The 25921-nt window shown below is 51.6% G+C and carries 22 protein-coding genes; 6 read left to right on the forward strand and 16 right to left on the reverse strand.

What is annotated here, in order from left to right:
* The first annotated feature begins 244 nt into the window (after positions 1 to 244).
* Together BM322_RS02505 and BM322_RS02510 are read left to right on the forward strand one after the other, a co-directional pair.
* Positions 245 to 1384 (forward strand): PLP-dependent aspartate aminotransferase family protein, encoded by a 1140-nt coding sequence (locus BM322_RS02505; RefSeq protein WP_075428295.1) that lies wholly within the window; start codon positions 245 to 247, stop codon positions 1382 to 1384.
* A 23-nt stretch (positions 1385 to 1407) separates the two neighbouring features.
* On the forward strand, positions 1408 to 2580 hold the full coding sequence (locus BM322_RS02510) for a MalY/PatB family protein (RefSeq protein WP_075428296.1): 1173 nt from the start codon (positions 1408 to 1410) through the stop codon (positions 2578 to 2580).
* 115 nt (positions 2581 to 2695) lie between these two features.
* Here the strand turns inward: BM322_RS02510 and BM322_RS02515 are convergent, their stop codons facing one another.
* From BM322_RS02515 to BM322_RS02545, 7 genes are all read right to left on the reverse strand, one after another.
* On the reverse strand, positions 2696 to 3064 hold the full coding sequence (locus BM322_RS02515; protein ID WP_177220800.1) for a hypothetical protein: 369 nt from the start codon (positions 3062 to 3064) through the stop codon (positions 2696 to 2698).
* Positions 3065 to 3200: 136 nt separating this feature from the next.
* Positions 3201 to 3737, reverse strand: a complete 537-nt coding sequence (locus BM322_RS02520) for a universal stress protein (protein WP_082334316.1) — start codon at positions 3735 to 3737, stop codon at positions 3201 to 3203.
* A gap of 13 nt (positions 3738 to 3750) precedes the next feature.
* Positions 3751 to 4944: an ABC transporter permease gene (locus BM322_RS02525; RefSeq protein ID WP_082334318.1), complete on the reverse strand. Its 1194-nt coding sequence runs from the start codon at positions 4942 to 4944 to the stop codon at positions 3751 to 3753.
* On the reverse strand, positions 4925 to 6019 hold the full coding sequence (locus tag BM322_RS02530) for an HlyD family secretion protein (protein ID WP_075428299.1): 1095 nt from the start codon (positions 6017 to 6019) through the stop codon (positions 4925 to 4927). The genes BM322_RS02525 and BM322_RS02530 overlap by 20 nt, the downstream gene beginning before the upstream one ends.
* 108 nt (positions 6020 to 6127) lie before the next feature.
* Complete coding sequence (locus BM322_RS02535) at positions 6128 to 6613, reverse strand: MarR family winged helix-turn-helix transcriptional regulator (protein ID WP_075428300.1); 486 nt, start codon at positions 6611 to 6613, stop codon at positions 6128 to 6130.
* 105 nt (positions 6614 to 6718) lie between these two features.
* Entirely contained in the window at positions 6719 to 8083 is a 1365-nt protein-coding gene (locus BM322_RS02540; protein WP_075428301.1) for a YjiH family protein, read from the reverse strand.
* A 141-nt stretch (positions 8084 to 8224) separates the two neighbouring features.
* The gene (locus BM322_RS02545) at positions 8225 to 8854 is read right to left on the reverse strand and encodes a hypothetical protein (protein WP_075428302.1); all 630 of its coding nucleotides are present in this window, start codon (positions 8852 to 8854) and stop codon (positions 8225 to 8227) included.
* Positions 8855 to 9227: 373 nt separating this feature from the next.
* Here BM322_RS02545 and BM322_RS02550 point away from each other — a divergent pair, with 373 nt between their 5' ends.
* Together BM322_RS02550 and BM322_RS02555 are read left to right on the forward strand one after the other, a co-directional pair.
* Complete coding sequence (locus BM322_RS02550) at positions 9228 to 10616, forward strand: pyruvate carboxylase subunit B (RefSeq protein WP_075428303.1); 1389 nt, start codon at positions 9228 to 9230, stop codon at positions 10614 to 10616.
* 242 nt (positions 10617 to 10858) lie between these two features.
* Entirely contained in the window at positions 10859 to 12274 is a 1416-nt protein-coding gene (locus tag BM322_RS02555; RefSeq protein ID WP_075428304.1) for a sodium:alanine symporter family protein, read from the forward strand.
* 255 nt (positions 12275 to 12529) lie between these two features.
* On the opposite strand, the gene BM322_RS02560 is transcribed toward BM322_RS02555, so the two are convergent.
* From BM322_RS02560 to BM322_RS02595, 9 genes are all read right to left on the reverse strand, one after another.
* Positions 12530 to 14380: a hypothetical protein gene (locus BM322_RS02560; RefSeq protein WP_075428305.1), complete on the reverse strand. Its 1851-nt coding sequence runs from the start codon at positions 14378 to 14380 to the stop codon at positions 12530 to 12532.
* A 90-nt stretch (positions 14381 to 14470) separates the two neighbouring features.
* Entirely contained in the window at positions 14471 to 15820 is a 1350-nt protein-coding gene (locus BM322_RS02565; RefSeq protein WP_075428306.1) for an ATP-binding protein, read from the reverse strand.
* A 257-nt stretch (positions 15821 to 16077) separates the two neighbouring features.
* Positions 16078 to 16878 (reverse strand): family 1 glycosylhydrolase, encoded by an 801-nt coding sequence (locus BM322_RS02570; protein ID WP_218154594.1) that lies wholly within the window; start codon positions 16876 to 16878, stop codon positions 16078 to 16080.
* 80 nt (positions 16879 to 16958) lie between these two features.
* The gene (locus tag BM322_RS13660) at positions 16959 to 17117 is read right to left on the reverse strand and encodes a family 1 glycosylhydrolase (RefSeq protein WP_218154595.1); all 159 of its coding nucleotides are present in this window, start codon (positions 17115 to 17117) and stop codon (positions 16959 to 16961) included.
* 24 nt (positions 17118 to 17141) lie between these two features.
* Complete coding sequence (locus BM322_RS02575; protein ID WP_318254501.1) at positions 17142 to 18773, reverse strand: nucleoside kinase; 1632 nt, start codon at positions 18771 to 18773, stop codon at positions 17142 to 17144.
* An 82-nt stretch (positions 18774 to 18855) separates the two neighbouring features.
* Complete coding sequence (locus tag BM322_RS02580) at positions 18856 to 19854, reverse strand: inorganic phosphate transporter (protein WP_075428307.1); 999 nt, start codon at positions 19852 to 19854, stop codon at positions 18856 to 18858.
* Positions 19847 to 20473 (reverse strand): DUF47 domain-containing protein, encoded by a 627-nt coding sequence (locus tag BM322_RS02585; protein ID WP_075428308.1) that lies wholly within the window; start codon positions 20471 to 20473, stop codon positions 19847 to 19849. Before BM322_RS02585 ends, BM322_RS02580 begins: the two co-directional genes overlap by 8 nt.
* 180 nt (positions 20474 to 20653) lie before the next feature.
* Complete coding sequence (locus BM322_RS02590; RefSeq protein ID WP_075428309.1) at positions 20654 to 21898, reverse strand: aminotransferase class I/II-fold pyridoxal phosphate-dependent enzyme; 1245 nt, start codon at positions 21896 to 21898, stop codon at positions 20654 to 20656.
* Between the two features lie 265 nt (positions 21899 to 22163).
* On the reverse strand, positions 22164 to 23393 hold the full coding sequence (locus BM322_RS02595) for an aspartate kinase (protein ID WP_075428310.1): 1230 nt from the start codon (positions 23391 to 23393) through the stop codon (positions 22164 to 22166).
* Between the two features lie 336 nt (positions 23394 to 23729).
* Here BM322_RS02595 and uraA point away from each other — a divergent pair, with 336 nt between their 5' ends.
* Both uraA and BM322_RS02605 read left to right on the forward strand, forming a co-directional pair.
* Positions 23730 to 24983: a uracil permease gene (uraA, locus tag BM322_RS02600; protein WP_075428311.1), complete on the forward strand. Its 1254-nt coding sequence runs from the start codon at positions 23730 to 23732 to the stop codon at positions 24981 to 24983.
* Between the two features lie 4 nt (positions 24984 to 24987).
* Entirely contained in the window at positions 24988 to 25866 is an 879-nt protein-coding gene (locus BM322_RS02605; protein ID WP_075428312.1) for an RluA family pseudouridine synthase, read from the forward strand.
* Positions 25867 to 25921 lie beyond the last annotated feature (55 nt).

The following is a 25921-nucleotide window of genomic DNA, read 5'->3' on the forward strand; positions in this document are numbered from 1 at the left end:
CATCCACCTCTGTCTTGTATTTCATAGTTAACATGTATGTTTTATCTAATCGTTGTAGCTATCATAATTCAAATTATCATATATGTCAAGTATGTATTTGTAATTTTGTAAACTTATTTTTCCACTGGCAAAATCTAACTAATATATATATATAAACGAAAAAACATTGACAGCAACATTCTTTCCGTATATCATATTTAACATACCAAAGAAATATGATATACCTATACAAGGAGGAATTCCTATGCACGACTTTTCGCTCGAAGTTCACGGTACACATACATTCGATTCCACGGGTGCTATCAGCGCCCCCATCTATACCTCTGCCACCTATCGCCATCCTGCTTTCCAGCAGAGCACCGGCTACGATTATGGCCGCGTCGCCAATCCGACCCGCGATGAGCTTGAAAAGACCATGGCACTGCTAGAGCAAGGCGAGCGCAGCTGGGCGCTGTCCTCCGGCATGGCTGCCATCAATATGGTACTGCACCTCTTCCGGCCCGGCGACCATGTCCTGCTATCCGAGGACCTTTATGGTGGCACCGTCCGTCTGGCTAACGACATCTACACACGCTACAACATCCAATTCGAATATGTAGATACGGCCGATCTCGAACTGACCGCCGCCCATATAAAGCCGGCTACTAAAGGCATATTTATCGAAACGCCCTCCAATCCCATGATGCGCATCAGCGATATCCAAGCGCTGGCCAGGCTGGCACACGACAACGATGCCCTGCTCATCGTTGACAATACCTTCCTATCACCGCATTTCCAAAAACCACTGACCCTTGGTGCCGATATCGTTTTGCACAGCGCCACCAAATACCTCTGCGGCCATAACGACATCATCGCCGGCATCCTTGTCGTCCGCGAGGCAAAAGCCGACTACGCCCAGCAGCTGGAGCTGTTCATCAAATCCGAAGGCCCGAACCTTTCGCCGCTGGATTCCTGGCTGCTGCTCCGCAGCATCAAGACGCTTGGCCTGCGCGTCGAGCGGCAAGCTGCCAATGCCCTAAAAATCGCCCAGTGGCTGCAAGGCCATCCAGCTGTCACGGATGTCTATTACGTAGGCCTTCCCGGCCATCCTGGCTACGAATTGCAGCGATGTCAGGCCTCAGGCAACGGCAGCATGATCTCTTTCAAAGTCAAGACGACCGAATTGGCAAAAGCGGCACTTGGAAAGCTGCACCTTATCTGCTTTGCCGAAAGCCTCGGCGGCGTGGAGACACTGCTGACCTATCCATTGGCACAAACCCATGCCGAAATGCCCGCAGAGCTTCTGGCCCGCACCGGCCTTGATGACCGCCTGCTGCGCCTGTCTGTCGGTATCGAAGATGCTGACGACATCATTGCCGACCTTGGCCAGGCCCTGCAGGGCTGACCCCACCGAAAGGAGCGTTTCCCATGCCCACCAATTTTGACGAAATCATCGACCGCCGTGGCACCTCCTGTCTCAAATACGACTTTGCCGCTGAACGCGGCTATCCGCAGGACATCCTGCCCTTTTGGGTTGCCGACATGGATTTCCGTGCGCCGCAGCCTATCCTTGATGAACTCTCGCGCCGCGTGGCGCACGGCATATTCGGCTATACCGATCCCAAAGATACTTACAAAGACGTCCTGCTGAATTGGTTCCGCACCCATCACAACTGGACGCCCTCAGCCGAATCCCTGGTCGTAACCCCAGGCGTCGTCTTTGCGCTCTGCACGGCCATCCGCGCCTTCACGCAGCCAGGCGACGGCGTCCTCATCCAGCAGCCCGTCTATTATCCCTTCACAGAATCCATCGTCGATAATGGACGCCAGCTTGTCAACAGCCCCTTAGTCGAAAAAGGCGGTCACTATTCCATCGATTTCGCGGACTTCGAGCATAAGATCCGAACGGGAAATGTCAAACTCTTCCTGCTCTGCAGTCCCCACAATCCGGTAGGCCGCGTCTGGACCAAAGCGGAGCTTTTAAAGATTGCTGACATCTGCACGCGTCACGAGGTCCTCATCGTGGCCGACGAAATCCATCACGAATTCGTCCGGGCCGGCTATCATCATACCGTGCTCGCATCGCTGTCCCTGCAAATCGCCAACCGCGTCATCACCTGCACGGCACCGAGCAAGACCTTCAACCTTGCAGGCCTGCAGCTCTCGAACATCTTCATCGAAAACGACTCCCTGCGCCGCAAATTCAAGCACGAACTTGCCGCTACTGGCTACAGCCAGCCCAACTGCCTAGGCCTATTTGCTGCCCAGGCTGCCTACGAGCATGGCGAGGAATGGCTCTGTAAGCTGCGCGCCTATCTGGAAGATAACTATCAAAAAACAAAGAAGTTCCTGCAACAGGAACTTCCACTGGTACGCTTGATTGAACCCGAAGGCACCTATCTGCTCTGGCTCGACTTTTCGGCCTATGGCCTATCCGCAAAGGAGCTCGATGACCGCATCATCCACAAGGCCAATCTCTGGCTCGACAGCGGCCATATCTTCGGCCCCGCCGGCGAAGGCTATCAACGCATCAATATCGCCTGCCCCTGGGCCACACTGAAAGACGGCCTGGAACATCTAGCTGCCGCCTTCCGCGACTGACTAGCAGACATAACAAAACGGCTCGTTACCATCTAGGTACGAGCCGTTTTGTTATTCATCCGATATTCCATTATCCTAAATCCATCCTTTAGCAATCAGTTGACGAATCCTCTCATCAAATTGACGCGCTGAATAGTGACCCTGATACAGCGGAATCTTTCGCCGCATACTCCTGTGGCAGCATAGACGACAGCCCCAATAGATTCTGTTGCTGCTGGACACTTGCCCCACTGAGTTTTGACTCAGAAACTACTTGATTCCCCTGCATCTTGACGATAACCAACGAACCATCGGGCAAAACCTTGGTAATCGTCACGGTAGCCTCAGCACTGTCAGCTGATCCCGAGAACGTTCCAGTCAGGCTCGCCAAGATATCGCTAAAGGATGCAGTCGCCGCCGTCTTATGCGAAGATGACATGGTATTTGCGGACTGATTGTCAAACGAAAGACTACTGCTGGCACTGATTGCACTGATGCTCATCATTTTCACCTCCTTTCGGTTAGCAGGCTAATTAGCCCTACACATATATTATCGAATGATTTCCTTAAAAAATTATATGAATCAACTATAATTAAGCAAAAATTAATGCTGTCCAAATCTTGAACAGCATCAGTCTTTCTTATTTCATTTCTGTGGTTTCGCTATAGGCAGCGTCCCCGCCCCAATCTTCCGGTACATCCTTGCACAGCAGAACCGGACAGCTAGCATGCTCCAGTACATAACTGGAAACACTGCCCATCAATAGGCCGTGAATCGCCCCGAGGCCACGCGATCCCATGACAATCAGATCGCTTTCTTCCTGCGCAGCTGTCTCGACTATGACTTCCCCAGAGTCTCCGGCCTCCACGCGTGTATGAGCCTTGACTTCTGGCGGAATCACATGCATGAGATCTGCCAGCAAGCGATAGGCTGCAGCCTTCAGTTCTGCTGGCACATAGCCGCTGAGGCTGACCTGTTCGAAAGCCGCTACCTCCTTGTCGTAATCAACGGCCATAAACAGCGTAAGCTCAGCCCCAGCGGCAGCTGCCAGGCGAACAGCCATAGACACAGCCGCAAAAGACTGCCCCGACCCATCGACCGGCACCAGGATACGCGCACAGCGAATCGCAGTCCGCGGCCTTGTCTTGATTTCTTCTATGAGTTCTACGGTTGACATCCCCTCATCCTCCTTACTGAACGGATTCTGCTGCAGATGCAGCAAGTTTTGCCAGCTGCTCCTGCTTCTGCTTTTCGAGCCGCTGCTTGCGGGGTAGCGCCTTGCGCGAGGCATAGAATCGAGCGCAGAACAGGATGGCTACGATGCCGATATAGACGAGGAATGCGCCAAAAGTCTGGGCAATATCGCCAAGCCCGGCGCCACGCGCAATGATATCGCGCTGGAAATGATACTCCCAGGTCAGCGGGAAAATATGGCTAAGGCTCACGACCCAGGAAGCCAGGAAAGTCGTCGGGCCCGTCATGCCGCCCAGGATAAAACCGCCCGGAATGAAGAGGATCATCCGGCTCGAGGCAATGCCAGGATTTGCCGCCGTCCAGCCAAAGAACAGACTGAGCATGCCCGTCACCAGGATATAGAACACCTGGATGAACAGGAACGTCAGGAAACTGCCCGAAAAACTCAAGTCGCCCCAGACACGCAGTACCGCAAGGCCCAGCACCCAAGATACCAGCAGGCAGCCGCCATAGGGCAGGATGCGCACCACGAGATCCCAGGGTGTCCCTTCCAGCAGTATCTTGTCCAGCTGGTGCGAGAGCCGCAGCCGCGGAATCATGCCGATCGTCGCAAAGGTAAAGAACATCGAACCAAAGAAGAACAGAAAGCCCAACGTCTCGCCATTATCCTTGGAGTCATGCGGATTGAACAGATTGCGTGAGGCAAGGCTCAATTGTCCGCGAATCGTGTCATTCGTGCTGCCGACATCGCCCTGCGCCGCTGCATTGTCGAGGCCGACAATCTCATTCAAGGCCTCCTTGATGTTGCTGGTCTGCGCCGTATTCGTATTGTCATAGAACACGCCGATGTTCGTCGCTACCCCTGTATAACGGTCTTTCTCCAGCCCGCGCGGGAAATAGACAACAGCGACGGCACGGTCCTGATAGAACAGTTCTTTCGGGTCCACTGCCGTATTTATGACCGCTGCCACCTTCATGTATTCCGTAGCCTCGATGCGATTGGTCAGCTCACGCGTATACGCCGAGTTATCCAGATCGATGATGACCACCTTGGCATCCTTGGCAAAATTCCCATTCAGGATAACCGACATAAATAGCGTGATGACCATCGCCACCATGATGCAGACTTTTTCATAGGGCATGCCCTGCCCGGAAAACAGGAATCGTATTTCATCTCTTAGTGAATTCACTATCTTTCACCTCAATGGTCATGCCCGGGATGATGCCATCCTGCGGGTCAATATAGATGCGGACCTGAAAGGCCGAAAGATCTGCCTGCCCCTTCTCACGGGTCGACTTCAGGTCAGCAAAGCCCGGCGCCTGCGAGAGCAGCCGGATCGTGCCCGTCACCTCACGCTCGCCAGCAACAGTCCTACCCTTGATGAGCTGGCCTTCCGCAAGATTTGCCGCCTGTTTCTCACTGACATAGATATCGTAATAGCTGCGATTGCTCTCAAGCAGTACCACTGGCGTCGACGGCGCTATCATCTCGCCCTCCTTTGCCAGCACCTTCAACACCTTGCCATCCTCAGGTGCCCGCAACGTCAAACGCTCTTTGGCTACCTCAAGTTCCTTCAGCTGGACTTCCAGCGCGTGTTTCTGCTGCTCCAGCGACTCGACATCGTTACTCATATTGGCAGCTGCCTGACGCTGCTGGCCAATCATATCCGATGCACCGCCATTGTAGCCGGCCTGCAATTTCTGCAGGAGCTGGCGCTGCTGCTCGAGATTCGACTGTGCTACCTGCAAGGCAAGTTCCGCATCGTCAAGCTGGCTCCGGGAAATGGCGCCTGCATCAAACAGCGCCGACTTGCGGCTGTAATCGAGCTGCGAATTCTTCAGTGTTGCCGAGGCCGACGAAACGGCTGCATACTGCTGATCGATCTGCCGGCTGCTCTGGCTGGCATCATTATCGGCTTTCTGGAAATTGATGCCCTGCGTGCCGCTCGTCGAGCGGATCTGCGCCTCCATCTGCGCAATCTGCGCCTTGAGCTTTTCGATGGACAAGTCCGTATCGGTAGAGTCAAGCTCCATGATGACATCGCCCTTCTTTACATAATCGCCTTCTTTTACAGACTCTTTTACCAGCCGTCCGCTGACCGAGTCGAAGGACATCTTGATCTGCTCAGCTGTCAGTATGCCTTCCTTTCGCTCCGTTGCCAGTGCCAGTGCATCATTTCCTTTATACATCAGGATAAGCCCACCAATGATCAGCAGCGCAATAAACACGATGCCAGTCCGCGTTGCTTTTTGTTTTGCATTCATCTCAAATTCTCCTTTAATTAGTTTGATAGCTAACTATATTGGCAAAGAACAGGCAGAGAAGGCTCTGCCTTCCCTGCCTATATATCCCTGCGCTCAAAAAGCTGACGCTTAGAGGGTCAGCTTTTTGAGCAGTCCTATAAGCTCTTTCTGCTCAGACTCGGAAAGTTTCTCCATCAGCTTGGTAACGCGCAGATAATGCGGCGGCAGGATCTGCTCCATGAAATCCGCCCCTTCATCTGTCAAGATGACAATCTTGCCACGCCCATCGCTGGCAGCGGGACGGACGGTAATCAGACCATCACGCTCCAGGCGCTGCAGCATATTGCTGATGGTCGCCCGAGTCACCCCGATCTTTGCTGCCAACGCCGACGGCGCAATGCCATCTGCGCCATGCTGATGCAAGACCACCAAAGCACAAAACTTGCCCTCTGACAGATTGTACTTCTTCAGCAGGACATCGAGGATTGACTGCTGGATCTCCTCGGCAGCCATCTTGATGCCCAGCATCGCAATCACGGCTGCCGGATTGATTTCAGGAATAATGCGTTTATGGCGTTCCAACTCTTCCCAAGTCGGTATCACTTCTCGTTTCACTTCAACGCCTCCACATTTAGTTAGCTTTCTAATTAGTTATTATATACATTTTCCGTTGCCCCGTCAAGATTGACAAGTCAAATCTGACAAGTCAATCTTGACTTGTCAAAGCAGATGCGAAACCAGCACCAGTAGCGGAATGGCCACGATCGTACGCTCAAGGAAAATCATGAACAAACGCTTGAAGTCAAGGCCAACGTTTGATTTGACGATGATGCTGCCGACTTCCGTCAGATAGATGATCTGCACCAGTGACAGACCTGCCACCAGGAACCGCGTAGACACCGGCAAATCCTGACTGGTAATCAGCGCCGGAATGAACATGTCGATAAAACCCACCAACGTCGCCGGCGCAATCGCAAAGGCACCCTCGACGCCGAAAAGACTCAGATAAAGACCCATCGGATACGAGATCCACTGCATGACAGCTGTCTCGTTGACCAGCAGTGTTCCGATGGTTCCCCAAGCGATGACAATCGGAATGAGGTCAAGGATGATGCCGACAGTCATCTTGATGGCGGCATGAAGTGCCACGCGCAGGTTGAACTGCGCAGCACGCTCAAGCGCTGCCGACCAGGCCCAACCCACCAGCGAAACATCCTGCGGCACATCCTCATTGATTTTCTTCTCACCGCAATAGCTGTCCGGAATGGACGCTAGCGGACGGATGCGCACGCCGATGACCGCCAGCAGCAAGCCAATTGCCGTGACTGACGCATACAGCAGCAGGAAGTGCTGGGTCACATGCAAGGTTTCGGCTACGACCATGCAGAATGGAATCGACACCAGCGAGAAATTCGTCATGATCGATGCGGCCTCGCGCTTACTGTAAAAACCGCTGTTGTACTGGTTACCCGTAATCAGCACGGCCGTATTGGACGAGGCCAGCCACGAGGCGATAAGATCTACCGACGCCCTTCCTGGCACGCGGAACAGCGGGCGGATCAACGGTTTCAGCAAGATGCCCGTAAACTCCATGATACCACAATCGGTCAAGAACGGCAGCACGAAACTCAGCGTCACGGCAATCGCTATGAGGGTCTGCGACAAGGAAATCATGCTGCCGCCCACATCATCACTGCGCACGGCCTCCGGCCCTACGCCCCAGACCACGCAGACCGTAACCAGCAAGGCAACAAGACGCGTCAACGCATATGGCCGCGAGACAAACAACAAATCCTCCAGCCACGGAATCCTGCGGATGACCGCCGGCCGCCAGAACTGCCCGAGCAAAGCCCCGAGCGATGAAATGATGACAAACACCGTAAGCAGCCAAGGCAGATTTGCCTGGATTGACTTGTCAAGCATCTCGGTCAGCATGCTGAGTGCCGTATTGAAATCACTATCTGTATTATTGAGTGGAAACAGGAACATAAAACAGCCAAACGCCGAACATAGCAAGAACTTCAGCTTTGCCCTGCCAGCCTGCCCCTTTGCCATTTTTGTCCCGAATCCTGTTGTCCGTTCCATTCGAGCCCTTCTTTCATAAATTTTACTTATCTATCATACCGTATTTGTAAAAAATTGCAAGCATTTCTGCATAAATATAAAAAAAGTGCTGCTTGGAGCACTTTTTTCTGACTATCCTGTATAGGGCCGTCCAGAGTTCGCTCACTTCGCGTCCTTTGGGGCCGCTGGTTTGCCTGGATTTTCTGCTGGGGCGGGCTTTTGGGTCTTGGCTGTGGCAGATTTTGCCGGCTCTGCTTTCTTCGGCGTTTTCACAGCGTCAGCCGGTTGGTCTTGCTTTTCTGCCTTGCCAGCAGTCTTGGGATTCTTGCGCTCCTCTTCGGCTGCAGCGGCAGCAGCCTCAGCCTGCTGCTGGGCCTCGACCTGCTCCTGATAGGAGGCCAGGCATTCATCCACCTTGCCCTTGAGCTCCTGGGCTTTCCCCGTATAGCCAGCCAGATTGCCCATATTGATACCAGACAGATAGTCGCTAGCCACCTGCAGCTGGTTGATATCGCCAGTGCCAAGATAGGTCTGGTAAGCGATCATGGCTGCCGTAAAGCCATAGAGATTGTAGCCAGTCTCCGTCTTGCCCTTCTCATCAAACAACGACAGATACACACGAGCCGATTGGTAGTCCTGCTCAGCCAGCATCGCCTTGCCCTTGGCCAGGCTGTCATCTAAGAGCTGCTGCTTGGAATATTCCACCGCGCCAAAAAAAGCCACGAGTCCAATCGCCGCTGTCATTACCAACACCATAACCAATACTTGAATCTTCGATACGCGATCTTCCATCTATTCGTCTTCCTATCTATATAGTATGCAAAAGAATTTCTTGTAACATAGTACCGCACCTAAGCCCTGTTTGTCCAGTTCCGAATTCACACTGCGCTTATTTTGAATTCACTATCCCAAAAGGTTATCTATAACACGATAATCATAATCTATGATTCAAATTAGTTATAGCTTGAGAAAATAATCACATTTCCATTGACAAAGGACTTTTTAGTACCTATACTATTCTTGTGATGTTAAATTGACCGATAAGCTTCAAAGCTAGTGTTATCAAGGCTTTAACCACTATATTCGTCCTGATGCAACGCTTGGCAGCGTCAAAACATCCATAAGCTATGCTTATGTATTAATAACTCAGAGGAGAGTGTTGATTATGGCAAAGAAACCAGTACAGATTATGGAGACGGTCCTGCGCGACGGTCACCAGTCCTTATGTGCAACGCGCATGCGTATCGAAGATATGCTCCCGCAGCTCGAAGCTCTTGATGCCGTAGGCTATAAAGCGCTGGAAGCCTGGGGCGGCGCGACGTTTGACACGTGCCTGCGATTCCTTGGCGAGGATCCCTGGGAGCGTCTGGACACGCTGAAGAAAAACCTCAATACGCCAATCCAGATGCTGCTGCGCGGCCAGAATCTCCTGGGCTATAACCACTACTCCAATGATGTTGTTGAGAAATTCGTCCAGAAAGCCGCTCAGCACGGCATCGGCGTCTTCCGCATCTTCGATGCCCTCAACGATGTCCGCAACCTCAAAGTTGCCATCAACGCAGCGCTGAACTGCCCGGAAAAACCGGAAGTCCAGGGCTGTCTCGTCTACACCATCAGCCCGGTGCACACGAATGAGAAATTCGTCGAGCTCGCGAAAGAACTCCAGGATATGGGCTGCCATTCCGTCTGCATCAAGGATATGTCCGGCCTGCTGAAACCGTATGTCGCTGAAGACCTCGTCAAGAAACTCAAGGCTGCCCTTGACATCCCTGTCGAGCTCCATACCCACTGCACTTCTGGTTTCGGCCATGCCACGTACCTCAAGGCTATCGAAGCTGGTGTCGACATCATCGATACGGCCCTTGCTCCATTCTCCTCTGACACGTCTCAGCCATGCACCGAGACGATGGTCCGCGCCCTCGAAGGCACGGAGTACGATACGGGCATCGACGTCCAAAAACTCACGCCTATTTCCCAGCACTTCCTCTCCGTCAAGAAACGCGTCATCAACGAATTCAACCTCAAAGGTTATTTCGATATCAACCCGAACGTCCTCGACTTCCAGATCCCGGGCGGCATGCTTTCGAATCTTGCTAACCAGCTCAAAGAGGCTGGCATGGAAGACAAATATCAGGATCTGCTCGACGAGATGCCGCGCGTCCGCAAAGACCTCGGCTATCCGCCGCTTGTCACGCCGTCCTCCCAGATTGTCGGCACGATGGCCACCTTCAACGTCATGAGCGGCGAGCGCTATAAGATGGTCCCGAAAGAGTTCAAGGACCTGGCCCGCGGCAAATTCGGCCGTACGCCAGTTGCCATCGACCGCGACTTCCTCACGAAGACCCTTGGCATCGCTCCGGAAGACATCATCGAGGATTGCTCGATTGAGGACGCTAAGGCTAAGACCTTCGCTGAGTTCGAGGCCGAGCTCAAGGAGAAAGGCTATCTGAATCCGTCTGAGGAGGACGTCCTCTCCTATGCCCTGTTCCCACAGGTTGCTGAGGAGTTCTTCCAGAGCCACTACCAGAAGATTACGGCTTACAAGAAAGCTTGATATTGCTGGTACCTCCTGTTATCTCATAAGTCAACAGCCCCGCCGATTTGCGGGGCTGTTTTTTTGTATACAAACTAACACAAACTTGACAGTTACTAATCCTTGCCGATATAATAGATATGTAAAATTTATTATATTTTCAAGGCAATGGCGCCTTTTGCAACTATCCGGTACATGGGTGACGTGTGCTTTTCTTGTGGTAGGAACAAAAGGCTTATTTTATTGGAAAAGAGGTATTATTCATGGATCTATTAAACACTGTTGTCAATGAGGTCAACAACGTCCTCTGGTCGTATGTACTCATTGCGGTACTCGTCGGCTGCGGCCTCTGGTTCACGCTGTCGACGAAATTCGTCCAGCTGCGCATGCTGCCCGAGATGATTCGCCTGCTGACCGAAGGTATCGGCAAGAAGACGGAAGGCAAGGCCATAAGCTCCTTCCAGGCTTTCTGTGTCAGCACGGCCTCCCGTGTCGGTGTCGGCAACATTGCTGGTGTGGCTATCGCAATCGTTACCGGCGGCCCGGGTGCTGTCTTTTGGATGTGGGTCATCGCTTTCATCGGCTGCGCTACAGGCTTTGTAGAGAGCACCCTCGCCCAGATTTACAAACTGCCCCGGGGCAACAACGCCTTCCACGGCGGCCCGGCTTACTACATCCAGAACGCACTCAAGCAACCTGGCGTTGCCAAGCTCTTTGCCGTCCTGATTGCTGTGACCTTCGGCCTTATCTACAACTCGGTACAGGCCAATACTATTGCCCTGTCGGTCAAAAGCGCCTTCGGCATCGAGCCGATCATCACAGCTGCTATCCTCTGCGTTCTCACGGCGCTCGTCATCTTCGGCGGCGTCACGCGCATCGCAAAATTCACCGAGTTCCTCGTACCGATCATGGCTGGCCTCTACATCCTGACGGCCATCGTCATCATCATCCTCAACATCGGCATGGTACCGGATATGTTCGCTCTGATCATCCACGATGCCTTCTCCCCGCAGGCTGCTGTCGGCGGTGGTCTCGGCTCAGCTATCCTTACGGGTGTCAAACGCGGCCTGTTCTCCAACGAGGCCGGTGAAGGTTCGGTACCGAACGCTGCCGCTACGGCCGATGTCACCCATCCGGTCAAGCAGGGTCTTGTGCAGGCCTTCGGCGTCTACGTCGATACCTGGCTCGTCTGCTCGGCTACGGCTTTCATCGTCCTGTTGACCGGTCAGTACACGATTGGTGGCGAAGTCACGGGCGTTGCCCTCGCGCAGGCATCACTGGCCAGCATCTTCGGAGCTCTGGCTCCGGCAGCTGTTTCCTTCATGATCATGATGTTTGCCTTCAGCTCCATCTGCGGCAACTACTACTACGGCGAAATCAACATCGCCTTCTTCGAGGGTAAGAGCAAGCGCTTCATGACGCTGTTCCGCCTCTTCGTTGTCGCCATGGTCTTCTTCGGCAGCGTGGCTGAACTTTCGCTGGTCTGGAACCTGGCTGACCTCTTCATGGGCTTCCTGTGCCTGACGAACCTCTACGCCGTTGCCCGCCTGGCCAAGCGCGTCAGCATCACGCTGAACGACTACCTCGACCAGAAACGCCGCGGCATCAAAGAACCAGTCTTCGACCCAGCCATCCTCGGCGACGAAACCGGCATCCATGCCTGGGGCGTTGATAAATAATCATTGCAATAGAAAACGGCAGAGCTATCCAATCCGATAGCTCTGCCGTTTTTAGTAAATCAACTCAGTGCAATCCCTTCCAGGACAAGCATATTATTTGCCGGATAATCTTGCCTTTTCATAGGCAAAGTCATAGAATACAGCTAGGAAACAAGAGGTATGTCTATGGCAGCATTCCATATCACTCGAACCATGGAGGCGGAAATTCATCTAGTTCCCCTTAGAAATAAATTAAGGATAATCGCGTCAGCTCAATCAAAACTTTTTATCCTGTTCATTATGACTAAAAAAGCCAACAAAAACTACACATTTTCTTTCCTTTTTCCATAAATAATGTAAACGATAACTTTTCCTTATTTTACAATGCAATGTTCCCTGTTTCGTATTCATTTTACCACGATCCATTAGTCCAATGACTTCAGGATTTTCAGCATCATAAATTTCTTTCATCTTCCGTTCTACATCATATAATAGTTTTGAATCCAATTTAGCAAGTTTACGCAAAAATTCATCATCAATCCGAATATTACGCTCATCGGATGTAAAGAAAATATTCAATTGGTTGGCCAATTCTTCTTTTCTCTTATCAATCTTTTTATTAGCAATCTCCGTTGCTTTATTTTTCTCTATCTGTAAAAGTTCACAGCTTTTACTCAGCTCTTCAATTTTAACAGTTAATTGAGTTATTATATTCGATGATTCTTCTTGCTGTGCTGCAGCTTCATCAAGCATTGCACTCATAGTTTCTTCAGTGTTGCGTAAATCCTCTAGATTTTTTTCTCTCATTCTTAGCTGCATTCTAAGCTGTCGTACAACATTCTCCTGCTCACGTTTTGCCTGTTCATTTTGGACGACCTTGTTAGACTCAGCTTTCAGCCTTAGTTCATACTCATTAAGTTCATCATTAGCCTCTTGAAGTAATCTTGGCATTTCCTTTAACTTTTCACGAGCAATTTTCTCATTTTTTTCAGCTTGAGATTTTTTTTGCTCTGCTTGATGACATACTTCTTCGGTTTCCCTACGCAATCTTTCTTCTTTAGCCAAGCGTTCACTTTTTATTTCAAGATCAGCTTGTAATCGAGCAATTTCTTCTTCCTGTTCCTGACGCAACTTATACGCTTCGGGGTTATCGCTTGGAGAAATCCAACTTGGTAATTCTTCATCCAATGCAGTAAACGGTCTTCTATATTCTGTCCGGGCAAGGAAAACCGACTGAGCAAGGACTTCACCATCTACTTTGCTAGAACCGCTAGTAAATTGCCAAATCCCAACTCCCGCAAGAATAGCCCATCCTACTGGACCAGTTAAAAACCCAGCAATTGATGCTGCACCGGTATAGGCTGCAAAAGGTAAAGTGATCCCTAATGCTGTAGTAAACAATGCATGCATGATTGTCGTCATTGCTATATAACCACCCATAGATGACATGACAGTCATTACTAAAGTTGTTCCCCCTGTGGTCATAATGAGCTTTTGTATTGTTTCGCCAGATATATCATCAATTTTAAGAGACCTTCTCATAGCTTCTCTTTCTTCAGTAGAAAGCTTTGCTATATCTTTATCTAATTGTGCGGCAAGTCTCCGCTCTTCTGCCGGCCCTTTTTCTTTGATTTTCTTTCGCATTTGAGTTAACATGCGTTCAGCATATCGTTGATTTACAATTTCTATTTTCTCCGCCGGAGTTAGCTCTAAATCTACATCCAATAATTTTGCTGCTCCATCTACAACAGCAATTGATAACTTTTCATCATCGCACCATTGAGGGAGTGCTGCAGTTCCATCATTAAATGTCAGCGAAGAATTTTTATAATTGGTTCTATCAGCCAAAGCCTGTCTTAAGCGTTGATTTAATGTGGCTCTCCCAAAACACTCCATAGATTTAACACAATCTGCTATTTGTTCGTCTATTTCTTTAATCGTAGGTTCTTTAATAACTTTTTTATCAAAAAAACTTCCAATGAAGTTTATCGCACTTGTTACTCCTTTGTATGCTTTTTGACCATAGACTCCCAGTACATTACCTATCGTTACAGTTTCCAATACAGCAATCTGTTCACGTATCCCTTGATCATCCACATTATTAAATCCATCAAAAATATTCGGCATATATTCTCCTCCGTATAATATCAACACTTTTGGTATCATTTTATTAACATTTTACTGTGGATAATGCTAATAAGCTGTCATTTTCTCTTTTTAATTCTTATCTTTTATTTGTTGCATAATCCATCGCTTCAGTAAAAAGGTAAGCGCATAAGGGAACGTTACGAAGCGTTCATTCCTGCCGATATTCGTATCTCCCAGCTTGATTCCACGCCGGATATCTGGGTAGTCTTCTTGGGCAATCAAAGCATTTAACGATTTTGTTGCCCCATTCTTGGCCTTGACTTCGACTGGAATCAGCGAATCCGCATCGCGAATAAAGAAGTCCATCTCCAGCGTTGCTGTCCGATTGCGGAAGAAGTACAGGCCATAGCCCTGTGCTGCCAGCATCTGCGCCACCACATTCTCAAATAGCGCACCTTTATAGACACCAAAATTCTTATTCTGGCGGAGGTCTTCCTGTGCCTCATCATCCAGTGACGCAATCAGCAGCCCCGTATCTCCGTAGTAAATCCGATAATTATCCGGATCATAATTTCCCTTCAGCGGTAGTTCCGGATGCTCGAGGCAATAACAGATATTTACGATGCCCGCGTTGGCCAACCAATCAGTCACCCCCACGTACTCCCGGCTGCGTGCACCATGCGCCACCTTGGAAATTTGAAATTTTTTATTGTCTTTCCCTAGAAATACCGGTATTTTCCGATAGACATTCAATATTTTCGTCTGGTCGAGGCCTTGTGCATACTTCGTGATATCTTCTTCATAGTCCAGCAGTAACTGTTTCTGGAGATTCAGCGTACCGCTGTAGTTTCCTTTCTGTATAAAGGACCAAACTACCGCTGGCATTCCCCCAAGAACCAGATATTCCCGGAACGCCTCACGCAAAGCTGGCAACGCTGCACTAGACAGCGGTTTCAGCTCAACCATATGCTGATAGAAAATGTCAATCTGTTCCGCTTTATAACCTTTCGCCCATAAATATTCCTCAAAATCCAGCGGATACATCGTAATATCTTCTTTATAACCTACGCTATTGGATTCAATCTCCTGATAGCTGATTCCCATGAGAGAGCCCGAACAAATGACATCATATCTTCCATCCAGCTTAAAGGATTTGAGACTCGTAGCACACGCAGGGCAAGCCTGCAGCTCATCAAAAAATACAAGCGTTTTGCCTGGTTCTACGCGCAAGGAGGGATTCAAGAATGTAATATTCTGGAGAATCGTATCAACCTCGTAGCCATCTTCAAAGATAGTCCGATACTCCTTCTGCAGAACAAAATTTATCTCAATTACGTTCTCATAGTTCTGCTCAGCAAAGTTTTTGATGGCTTCCGTCTTGCCAATCTGGCGCGCCCCCTTAATAATCAACGGCAGCCGGTCAGGTTCTTTCGACCATCGTACCAACCGGTCATCTATCTTACGTTTTAATCTATCCATCACAAAAATCTCCACATATCCAGCTCTTATATCACATTTTTCACGGCTTTAATAGCTATAAAATCACAAAATTATTGGTCGTTAGACATATTATATCACATTTTTAAGCAAGTGATACATATATCCAAAGCGTTTTGCAACATAAAGGCTCCCCCTTTGTCTCGCATAGGGGGAGCCTTATTCTGCTTGATTATGTTCTTTGCGGCCGTCTCCAATCCCCTTGCCCAGCACGATGAACTCAGAAAGTGCCTTTGCATTCAATCAAAATCGACACTGTTATTTGCGATTACCTTCTGATACCAGTAGAAGGAGTCTTTCCTATACCGATTATACCCTCCGTGGCCATAGTCATCAGCATCTACATAGATAAAGCCATAGCGTTTGGACATCTGCTTGGTGGATTCGCTGATCAGATCGATGCAGCCCCAGGATGTATAGCCCATGAGTTCCACGCCATCTTCCTCGATGGCATCCAGCATGCACTGGAAATGCTCTTTGAGGTAGGCAATGCGGTAGTCATCATGGACTTTGCCATCCACCAGCTCATCTTTAGCCCCTAAGCCGTTTTCCACAATGAAAAGCGGCTTACGATAGCGGTCGTAAAGCTCCACCAGGGAAATGCGCAGGCCGACGGGATCGATCTGCCAGCCCCATTCGCTGGCAGGAAGATAGGGATTCTTGAGGGCCATCACCGTATTGCCAGCAGTCTTTTCCTTGTTCTCCTCGTCATCGGCCACACAGCTGGACATATAGTAGCTGAAGGACACGAAATCCACGGGATGGGCTTTCATCACTTCCGCATCTCCAGACTCCGTGACGATATGGATGTTGTTGTTCTCATAGTATTTCAACAGGAAACGGGGATATTCGCCAAAGACCTGGGTATCGGAAAAGGCATAGACACTGCGCATGCGTTTTTGGGTGGCCAATACATCTTCGGGCTTGCAAGTCAGCGGGTAGAATTCCAGCTTGGTAATCATGCAACCCACTTTAGAGCCCGGGATAATCTCGTGGCAGATCTTGGTAGCCAGGGCGCTGGCTACGAACTGATGGTGCATGGCCTGATAGCAGACTTCCTGGAAGTTCTTACCCGGGAAGCGGTCTTTGACCAGCCCGCCGGTGGTATAGGGATGACGGATTATTCATTCTGCTTGGCATAGTCCTTCACGTCCACGTCCAGTTTCATGCGGGCACAGTCGGACACGGATATGCCCTTGCCCCCCAGATTCCAGCCGCCTTCCAATTGATTGGCGGCTGTGGCGCCGCCCCATAAAAAGTCCTCAGGAAATTTACGCATGCGTTTACATTCCTCTTTTGTGCATCACTTAAAGAACACCGACTTACCGATGAATTCTCGCAGCAGGGAGTTATTTGGGATTTCATCTTCGGCGGTGATGTTGTCAAAGTAGGCACAGAAATCCAGCAGACGGCGGGCTTCGGCGTATTCAGGCACTTCGGGTGAAATCGTCTCTAAGAGCGGCTCAGCGTATTTTTTCAGCACGCCCAGCTCGTAAATCAGTGCCGAGTTGAACATCACATCGGCCTCTTCCTGATATGGGAAGATGTTCTTTTCCTCGCCCTCCCGCACGTCGGGCCACTGCTTGAGGGTCTTTAAGGCATGGGCGCCGCGGGTCTGATAGTCACGCACGAGACGGCGCAGGAGGCGCGCATCCGTCGTCGGGATGCGGTTATGGGCGTCGATATTGAGCTGGGTCAGGGCACTGATATAGATCTTGAATTTCTGGGCCCGCGGGACAGCCGCACTGAGCTTCTCATTTAACCCGTGGATACCCTCGATGATGATGGGCTGGTCCGACGTGACTTGCAGTGGCGGTATCTTGGGCCATTCCCGGCAGCCCGTCAGGAAATTATAGCGCGGCAGCTGGACTTCTTTGCCTGCCAGCAGCGCCACCATATCGCGGTTGAAAAGCTCCGTATCGAGAGCCTCAAGGCACTCGAAGTCGTATTCACCGCGTTCATTGCGCGGCGTATCCTTGCGGGACAGGAAGTAATCATCAAGAGATATCGACACAGGCTCGAGACCATTGACCCGCAGCTGGATGCGCAGGCGCTGGGCAAAGGAAGTCTTTCCCGAAGAAGATGGCCCGGCAATCATCACGAGCCGGGCGCCGTCGCGATGCTGCGTGATATAGTCGGCTATCTGAGCAATGCGCTTTTCCTGCAAGGCCTCCGACACGCGGATGACATCGCCAATCTGCCCGTCGCGATTGGCGCGATTGAGGTCCGTCACATAGTTGCAGTGCAGAATCTTCGCCCAGCTTTTGGCCTCATAGAGGATCTGGCTGAGTTTCGGCTGCGGCACCCGCTCGCGAATCTTGCCGTTTGTCCGCTCATCGGGCAGTCGCAAGAGGATTCCGGGCGGCTCAAAGTCCAGCGCGAACTTGTCCAGGCTCCCGGTCTCATAGAGCATCGGCCCATAGAGATAGTCATAGAACGATCCGCAGCGATAGAGGCTGACCACCGGACGCTGCAGCGACTCAATCAAGGCGGCCTTCTCCTCCTGCTTGGCCTCCCGGAAAAACTGCACCGCCTCTTCCCGGCGCCAGAACTCCTTGCAGATGGGCCGGTTCTCCGCCACGATCCTGCGCATCTTCTGCTCGATTTGCTGCACATCGACGCCCTCATCGCCATAGTCCTCTGACTGGCGGATTTCACAGAACAGCCCCTTGTTGGCCGTAAACTGCGTGACAACCTCAGCCTCAGGGTACAGCTCATAGACCGCCGTAATCAGCAGGAACAGCACGCTGCGCCGGTAAACCTGCCAGCCCATCTTGCTGTCTAGCGGTATGAACTGCACCGTCTGCACTCCGCTGATGTCGTTCTGCAAATCATGCACCGCACCATCGAGCCTGGCCGCCACGATTGGACTTGCAAACTCCTCCTGTGCCTTCCTGGCCATTTCCATCAAGGTCATTCCTGGTACTACATCCATGTCAATCCCTCCCATCATTTCCCTGACAATAAAAAAGCCGTAGTATTACTATTATTGTAACACTACGACTGTTAAAATTCTATTATTTAAAGATGGCACAAACGCCCATATAAGCAACGGCACCCATCATGGCCGTGCAGGGAATCGTCAGGACCCAGGCCATGACCATCTGCTGCGCCACACCCCAGCGGACAGCATTGACGCGCTTGGCCGTGCCGACACCCATGATCGAGCCTGATACGACGTGAGTCGTACTGACTGGCAGATGCAAGAGGGTCGCCGTGAAGATGACCGTCGACGAGTTGAGGTCAGCAGCAAAGCCCGAAATCGGCTCAAGCTTGAAGATCTTGCCGCCAATCGTCTTGATGATGCGCCAGCCGCCGACTGCCGTACCGCAAGCCATCGCCGTTGCGGCCAGGACCTTGACATAGGTCGGTACCTCAAAGACCTCGATATAGCCGCCGGAAAGCAGGGCCAGCGTGATGATACCCATTGATTTCTGTGCATCATTGGAACCATGGGAGAAGGCCATCATCGCTGCTGACAGCACCTGCATCTTCTTGAACCGATGATTGATGGCCGAGGGACTGAACCGGCCGAATAGGCGGAACAGCAGCGTCATCACGATATAGCCGGAGACGATACCCAAAAGCGGCGAACCAATCAGCGACAGGATAATCTTGCCAATGCCGTAGAAGTTCAGGCCGTCGCTGCCCACCGATACGAGAACCGCACCGATGATGCCGCCGACCAGTGCGTGCGAGGAACTGGAGGGAACGGCAAAATACCAGGTGATGATATTCCAGAGCACGGCGCCCACCAGCGCCGCCACGATGATGTGTTCATCAACATGCTGGGCCGATTTGACGATATCGGTACCGATGGTCTTGGCAACACCGGTACTATACATGGCACCAAGGAAGTTCAGCACCGCCGCCATCATGATGGCATGGCTCGGATGCAGTGCCCGCGTCGAGACTGCTGTGGCAATTGCATTAGCGGTATCATGGAAACCGTTGATGAAATCAAACAGCAACGCCAAGGCTATGACCGTAAAGATAAGCATCTGTACTTCATGCATATTTCATTACCACTCCCCGGATCATGTCAGACAGTTTCTCACAGTGATCCAGCGTATCCTCGAGCTTCTCCAGGATATCTTTCCATTTGATGAGCTCAATCGGATCTTTTTCTTTGTCGAAGAGGTATGCAATCTCATGCCGGTAAACGCGGTCGCCCTCACTTTCGATCTGGGCGATCTTGTGCGTAGCGTCGAGGATTTCAGCCTGATTCTTGCGGATATCTTTGAGCAAGTTAAACGCGCGAATCGTCTGCTCAGTCGCTTCAATCAACAGCTTGGTCATGGCTACAGCACCGCTCATGGCCTTGCCAGTGCGATACATCACAATGCGCTGCAACGTGCCCTGCAGGTAATCCACGCCGTCGTCAAGGCCGTTTGCCAGTGCATAGATGTCTTCACGGTCAATCGGAGTGATAAAGGTCAAGTTGAGCTTGTCGATGATCTTGTCATTGACCTTATCGGCCTCATGCTCGAGATCATTGATTTCCTTTACCTTGTCGACCGCCTTGCTGTAATCCAGCATGACCTCATCCATCATGAGCGCGCCCTTGTAAAAATAATTCGCACTTTCGACGAACAGGTCAAAGAATTCGCTGTCTTTCTTTTTGAATTTAAACATACTGTTCTGAGTCCTCCCCCGAACGAAATATCACATACACAATTTTTACTATATCATCATTCTCCCCACGATTCAACTAATAATTTCATCAATGATGCACAAAAAAACCAATTCCTTCTATTAAATAGAATGAATTGGTTTTTCGAAAATATTTTATTTCGTTATATACACTTTGTCGTGTCAGCCTTCTACAGCCTTCAAGGCCTTGAGGACCTTGGCAGCAATGCCCTTCATCTTGGCTGCCGATACCGAGCAAGCTGCGATACGGACACCCATCTTGAGCGGTACAGCGAAAATCAGGTCATCATGGAGCTTGTCGCAGACTGCCTGCGGGTCTTTAGCCGGCACGGAGAGGAAGAAACCGCCTTTATAGGGCAGGGCGTTGAGGCCGCACTCTTTGGCTTCCTTCATGAACAGCATGCCGCGTTCCTGGATCATCTGATAGAACTCGTCGCGCTCCTTCTCGAACTGCGCGAGCGTCTCCTTGTCAGCGGAAATCTTTGCCAAAAGCGTCATGGCACCGCGGTTGATGTTGGACCAGGTAGCACGGCTCGTGTACTTGTTGATTTCCTTGAACTCCGTGATGACTTCCTCGCTGGAGGAAACAGCGACGAGAGCGCCCGTGCGCTGGCCATAGGCCGTGTAGCCCTTCGACATCGAGAACGCGAACATGACGAAGATGTTTGCCGGCAGGTTGCCGAACTTCTTCATGAACTTGCGGGTCTCGTTCTTCTCGCCAGCATAGTCGATGTAGGCGATATCGACGAGGATGCTCATCTTCTTGCCCTGGGCAGCATATTTCTTCGTGAGGTCAAGGACCTTATCCCAATCCTCTTCAGTCAGGCTGAAGCCCGTCGGATTGTGTGCCGGCGTGTTTATGATGACCAGCAGGCTGTCCTGCGTCTTCATGATTTCGTCGACTTTTGCCGTGTAGTCGGCGATGTTGAAGTTGTTGTTCTCATCGAACAGCGCGTAGTTCGTGAGCTGGCAGCCGCACTCGTTGCAGATGACGTTGTACGTGCCCCAGAACCAGTCCGACGTCAGCACCTTATCGCCGCGCTCGGCATAGTTAGCCACGGCGTGATGGATAGCCCCCGTGCCGCCAGCCGTAGCGATGGCAGCCGTATAGCCCTCCGGTTTCTGGTCAGCAAAGGTCAGGTCGATGACGGCATCGAGATAGTCCGGCAGGCCCGGGATTGGTGCATAACGCACATAATCCTCAACAGAAAGGGAACGGAAAACGCGCTCCATCGTCGGAATGCTGGCAAGTTTCCCCTCATCATCCATCATGACGCCCATCGTAGCATTGGTAACCTTGTCAGCGCCGTGTTTCTTTGCGGCCTCAGCGCAGGCTGCGCTGGCACCAAAGATTGCATCTTTCAGTCTCTTGCTTGCAGCATGAGTAGCTGCCATACTCGTCGTCATTGGAAAGTTCCCCTTTCAAATCATAAAGCTTTCGGTTACTATTATGTGCCATTACTTTTTTTCGCAATAAGCACTATAAATCGTACAATTACTATATTAACTGTTCTTCGCTGTCCTGTCTACCCGCACAGCTGTATGTATACAATATTTTTGACCAGTCAGATTGACTTGTCAGATTTGACCGGTCAATTGACAAGTCAAAATGGGCATAAAAAGGCTCTGCCATACCTGCAGGAACTGCTGGCATGCACAGAGCACAGATTCCTTATTTTACCGGAAAGAATTCATCATGAATCGCATTGACAGCCTCTTTGAGCTGCGAGCCCTTGACGAGGCAGGAAATGCTGATTTCCGACGTGCTGATGATATCGATGTTGATGCCAGCCTTGGAGAGCGCACCAAACATGCGAGCAGCCGTGCCCGGATTGCCGAGCATGCCAGCGCCGACGATGGAAACCTTGGCCACATCTTCCTCGATGAGGACAGCGACAGCACTGAGCTTGTCAGCGACGCCATCAACGACCTTCTTGGCCTCAGCAAGATCCGTAGCCGCAACCGTGAAGACCATATCGGTAACGTTCTTTTCGATGTTGCGGATGCTCTGGACGATCATATCGACATCGATGTTGGCATCAGCCAGGGCCGAGAAAATCTCATGGGCAATACCCGGCGTATTCGGAATGCCGAGTACGGCAATCTTGGCAACCTTCTCGTCATGGGCAACGCCCCGGATAACAAAATCTTTATCTTCCATCGTATAATCCTCCCTAATGATTGTGCCTGGCGTAGTCGTGAATGTCGAACGGACGTGAATGGGGATATGAAAATACTCACCCATCTCCACCGAGCGCGGCTGCATGACGCCAGCACCCAGGCGTGCCATCTCGAGCATCTCATGATAAGTGATTTCCTTCATCTTACGTGCGCCCTTGACAATGCGCGGGTCAGCTGAATAGACGCCGTCAACATCGGTGAAGATCTCACAAGTATCGGCCTTCAAGGCACCAGCTAAGGCAACAGCCGACGTATCGGAGCCGCCGCGGCCCAGCGTTACCGGGTCGCCAAACTCATTGGCACCCTGGAAACCAGCAACGACTACGATATTGCCCTTGTCGAGCTCCTGATGCACGCGCTCCGGCGTGATGTCCACAATACGGCCCTTGGTATGCACCGAGTTCGTCTTCATGCCAGCCATCGGTCCAGTCAGCGATACAGCCGGCTGACCGAGGGCCTTGAAAGCCATCGCCAAGAGAGCTATCGACTGCTGCTCACCCGTCGTCAGCAGCATATCCATCTCGCGCGTGTACTGATACGGATTCTTGGTGATGCCCTCAGCCAGCGCGATAAGGTCATCCGTCGTATCGCCCATAGCGGATACGACCATGACGATCTGATCCCCCGGCTGTTTCTCGCCCAGGACCCTCTTGGCAACATTCAGGATCTTTTCCGTGGTAGCCACAGAACTGCCGCCGAACTTCTTTACAATAAGTGCCATGATTCTCCCCCTAAATACAATACGCAGCCACCCTTAACAAAGGCGCCACGGTCTTGCTTTATTTTTCTGCTTAATCGAAACATATTATACAGGAAAAAAAATCACATGTCTACCCAAAAGCGCAAATTTGTGTAAAATTGTTCGTTTGCAAGAAACAAGATTAAGATTTACTGTTACATTTTGGCCTGATTTTCAGCATTTTACCAATCAAATTGCTAAACCTTCCCGCAGATTTACCCGAACATGCCTGATGTAAAAAAGTGGACATACGTCCCATAATATGGTAGATTGTTTTAGGCATAATTCGTTTTATAAGAAAAGAAGGAGTGTTTTCACTTGCGTAATCGTTCCATCGGTGTGGACGAGAAGCTGCCGCTTCTCGAGACCATCCCCTTATCCCTGCAGCACCTGTTTGCCATGTTCGGCTCGACCGTGCTGGTCCCGATCCTGTTCAAAGTCAATCCGGCGACGGTACTGCTCTTCAATGGTATTGGCACCATTCTCTACCTCGTGCTCTGCAAAGGCCGCATCCCGGCCTACCTTGGCTCGAGCTTTGCCTTCCTCTCCCCGGTCTTCTTGGTGCTGGGCCAGTACAGCTACGAGGCAGCGCTTGGCGGTTTCATCGCCGTCGGCATCGTCTTCTGCCTCGTCGGCCTGCTGGTCCGCGCTGTCGGCACGAAATGGATTGACATCATCTTCCCGCCGGCAGCTATGGGCGCTATCGTCGCTGTCATCGGCCTCGAGCTCATGCCGACGGCCGCTGCCATGGCTGGCCTTACGGGCGACAAACCGGCTGATGGCACCACGATTTTCGTTTCACTTACGACGCTTGCCATCACGGTCTTTGCCTCGGTAGCCTTCCGCGGGTTCCTCGCCATCATCCCGATTCTCCTCGGCGTTGTGGGCGGCTACATCATCGCCGCCTGCTGCGGCATGGTCGACTGGACGCTCGTCGAGAACGCCCCGTGGTTCGCACTGCCGACCATCTACACGCCGGTCTTCAACTTCGATGCCATCTGCATCATCCTGCCAGCAGCGCTTGTCGTCATCGCCGAGCATGTCGGCCATCTGATCGTCACGGGCAACATCGTCGGCGCTGACCTCACGAAGGACCCGGGACTTGACCGGTCAATCCTCGGCAACGGCATCTCGACGATCATCTCGGGCTTCTTCGGCTCGACGCCGAACACGACCTATGGCGAGAACATCGGCGTCCTCGCCATCTCCAAGGTATTTTCCACCTGGGTCATCGGCGGTGCGGCAGTCTTCGCCATCGCCCTTTCGTGCCTTGGCAAGCTTGCCGCCATCATCCAGAGCATCCCGACGCCGGTCATGGGCGGTGTCTCGATGTTGCTGTTCGGTGTCATCGCTGCCTCCGGTATCCGCGTACTCGTTGAAAGCAAGATTGACTACAACAAGCCCATCAACCTCATGCTGACCTCCATCGTCCTGGGCCTGGGCGTCTCGACGGCCAGCATCACGATCGGCACGATTGCCCTCAAGGGGATGAGCCTTGCAACCGTCGTTGCCATCATCCTGTCGATTGCTTTCCGCATCATCGCCTCGCTGCGCGGCGAAAAACTCAGCTAAAAGAATGCCACGCATTGAAGTGGCGCTTCCCGAAGCTCTGGCGTCTATGCCCGCCAGAGCTTTTTTAGCGCAAAACCAAGGCATATCGAATACCATCTGGAAACGCATCAAGCACTCGGGCACCTTCCGCGTCAACGGCGAGCTCGTCAACGCCGCAAGAACCGAACTGAAAAACGGCGATATCGTGACCTACGATATCCTGCGCCCAAGCAATATCACAGCCGAAGACCTGCCCCTTGACATCCACTACGAAGATGAGTGGCTGCTCGTCATCAACAAGCCCGCCGGCCAGCTCGTCCACCCGACGACACAGGAGGCCCACGGCACCCTTGCCAACGCCGTTCTCTTCCATTATGAACAGCAAGGCGAGGCTCATGCCTATCATCCCGTGCACCGGCTCGACCGCGAGACAAGCGGCCTCGTGCTGATTGCCAAGCAGCCGCAAATCCAGTACAAGCTGTCGCCTAAAGGCGTCAAAACCTTCCATAGAGAATATCTGGCGCTGATTCCGGGCGAGCTCACACCACCAGCAGGCACTGTCGACGCGCCGATTGCCCGCGCGCTGCCGAGCATCATCCTGCGCAAGGTAGCTCCCGACGGGCAGTTTGCCCGCACCCATTACGAAACCATCCGCACGAACCATGAGCGCTCCCTGGTGCATCTGACCCTTGAGACCGGGCGCACCCACCAGATCCGCGTCCATATGGCCCATCTTGGCCATCCCCTTTTAGGCGACGACCTCTACGGCGGCACGCGCGAGCTCATAAACAGGCAGGCCTTGCACGCCTGCCGGCTGAGCTTTACCCATCCGATGACCGGCGAGGCCATCGTCGTCACGGCGCCGCTGCCTGCTGACATGCAGCGGATTGTTTCGGCTTTCTAAGCACTATTATATAGTTGTTATTGCTTTGTATCAGTTTTGAAGAATTTTCAAAAAT

The organism is Selenomonas sp. GACV-9, assembly GCA_900116485.1.
Lineage (GTDB): Bacteria > Bacillota > Negativicutes > Selenomonadales > Selenomonadaceae > Selenomonas_A > Selenomonas_A ruminantium_G.

Bases quoted from the DNA above. Each gene is read 5' to 3' on its own strand.
- BM322_RS02530 (WP_075428299.1), bottom strand. From the start codon at position 6,019: ATGAATGCAAAACAAAAAGCAACGCGGACTGGCATCGTGTTTATTGCG.
- BM322_RS02585 (WP_075428308.1), bottom strand. From the start codon at position 20,473: ATGTTTAAATTCAAAAAGAAAGACAGCGAATTCTTTGACCTGTTCGTC.
- BM322_RS02510 (WP_075428296.1), top strand. From the start codon at position 1,408: ATGCCCACCAATTTTGACGAAATCATCGACCGCCGTGGCACCTCCTGT.
- BM322_RS02505 (WP_075428295.1), top strand. From the start codon at position 245: ATGCACGACTTTTCGCTCGAAGTTCACGGTACACATACATTCGATTCC.
- BM322_RS02575 (WP_318254501.1), bottom strand. From the start codon at position 18,773: ATGGATGTAGTACCAGGAATGACCTTGATGGAAATGGCCAGGAAGGCA.
- BM322_RS02550 (WP_075428303.1), top strand. From the start codon at position 9,228: ATGGCAAAGAAACCAGTACAGATTATGGAGACGGTCCTGCGCGACGGT.
- BM322_RS13660 (WP_218154595.1), bottom strand. From the start codon at position 17,117: ATGCGTAAATTTCCTGAGGACTTTTTATGGGGCGGCGCCACAGCCGCC.
- BM322_RS02605 (WP_075428312.1), top strand. From the start codon at position 24,988: ATGCCACGCATTGAAGTGGCGCTTCCCGAAGCTCTGGCGTCTATGCCC.
- BM322_RS02595 (WP_075428310.1), bottom strand. From the start codon at position 23,393: ATGGCACTTATTGTAAAGAAGTTCGGCGGCAGTTCTGTGGCTACCACG.
- BM322_RS02570 (WP_218154594.1), bottom strand. From the start codon at position 16,878: ATGCACCATCAGTTCGTAGCCAGCGCCCTGGCTACCAAGATCTGCCAC.
- BM322_RS02545 (WP_075428302.1), bottom strand. From the start codon at position 8,854: ATGGAAGATCGCGTATCGAAGATTCAAGTATTGGTTATGGTGTTGGTA.
- BM322_RS02580 (WP_075428307.1), bottom strand. From the start codon at position 19,854: ATGCATGAAGTACAGATGCTTATCTTTACGGTCATAGCCTTGGCGTTG.
- BM322_RS02520 (WP_082334316.1), bottom strand. From the start codon at position 3,737: ATGTCAACCGTAGAACTCATAGAAGAAATCAAGACAAGGCCGCGGACT.
- BM322_RS02560 (WP_075428305.1), bottom strand. From the start codon at position 14,380: ATGCCGAATATTTTTGATGGATTTAATAATGTGGATGATCAAGGGATA.
- BM322_RS02555 (WP_075428304.1), top strand. From the start codon at position 10,859: ATGGATCTATTAAACACTGTTGTCAATGAGGTCAACAACGTCCTCTGG.
- BM322_RS02540 (WP_075428301.1), bottom strand. From the start codon at position 8,083: ATGGAACGGACAACAGGATTCGGGACAAAAATGGCAAAGGGGCAGGCT.
- BM322_RS02590 (WP_075428309.1), bottom strand. From the start codon at position 21,898: ATGACGACGAGTATGGCAGCTACTCATGCTGCAAGCAAGAGACTGAAA.
- BM322_RS02565 (WP_075428306.1), bottom strand. From the start codon at position 15,820: ATGGATAGATTAAAACGTAAGATAGATGACCGGTTGGTACGATGGTCG.
- BM322_RS02515 (WP_177220800.1), bottom strand. From the start codon at position 3,064: ATGATGAGCATCAGTGCAATCAGTGCCAGCAGTAGTCTTTCGTTTGAC.